Annotated in this window: 2 protein-coding genes; both read right to left on the reverse strand. The window is 47.1% G+C overall.

Annotated elements, in window-relative coordinates:
* Positions 1-155: 155 nt before the first annotated feature.
* Positions 156-758: a shikimate kinase AroK gene (aroK, locus tag ACTXGO_RS14385; RefSeq protein ID WP_443574997.1), complete on the reverse strand. Its 603-nt coding sequence runs from the start codon at positions 756-758 to the stop codon at positions 156-158.
* Between the two features lie 140 nt (positions 759-898).
* Positions 899-1,096, reverse strand: a 198-nt coding sequence (locus ACTXGO_RS14390; protein WP_443574996.1) for a hypothetical protein, incomplete at its 5' end; no start/stop codon positions are given.

Consider the following 1,096-nt stretch of genomic DNA (forward strand, 5'->3'; position numbering starts at 1 on the left):
AATTTGCTCACTCATACTAAGCTTGCGAGCATCTTTAGTAATGACAATCGGATAATCATGGCTTTGCGTCTTAACCATTAAACCGTTAGCAGATATTGGCGCTGTCATAGAAGAGTCCTAAATGATAGAGGGGTGACAAGTTAAGATAGTTATAGTCAATCAGCAGAGCGTTTTGTTTGAGTATCTACGTCACGATCATCGCTACCGATTACTGCTGTCGTTATGTTTTGTTCGGTGCAAAAGCGCTCGAGTTGCTCAAGCAATTGAGTGACCATATGCCGCGGATAAGTATGACCCGTTGGCATGATGATATGCGCCACTTGCCGATACAAGGGATCTCGAATCTCATATAAGTTTTGTAGTATCTTTCGAGGATTAGGCTGCTGGAGTAGCGGTCTAGATTTGTCACGGGCGGTACGGGCGACCTGCACCTCAACAGGGGCGTTGAGATAAACCACAATGCCGCGCTCACGCAAAAACTCACGGTTGCTCGCAGCCATAACTGCCCCGCCACCCGTTGCCAGTACGATCTGCTCTCTTTGCGTCAGCTCATCTATAGCGCGTGTTTCACGCTCACGAAACCCCGCTTCACCCTCTTTAGCAAATATCCAAGCAATATCAGCGCCAGTCTGCGATTCTATGTACCAGTCGCTATCTACAAAAGAGCGGCCCAATTGCCTAGCGAGCAGGCGGCCTATGGTCGTTTTTCCTGAGCCCATCGGTCCGACTAAAAACACCGACGGTAATTGCTCCATCATCATACTTACTCAGCCAAATACTCTATCATACAACGTCGTCGATATTCTGGCTAGTCACGTATTCACTTTTGCCTATAACGCTCAAATCTATGCCATAAAAAAGCAAGCACTAAGGCTTGCTTTTATCGGACTATCCGATCTTAGTTTAGACGACTAATACCATCATTGATCAGTTTTGGGGTGATAAAGATCAGCAGCTCTTCTTTGTCGTTACTGCGGACATCGCGGCGAAAGGCGCGACCAATGTACGGCAAGTCACCCAAGAAAGGCACTTTATCAACGCCGTTGTTCGTACGGTTTCTAAATACGCCGCCCAAGACAATGGTTTGTCCATCTTC

This window comes from Psychrobacter sp. T6-1 (genome assembly GCF_052258445.1).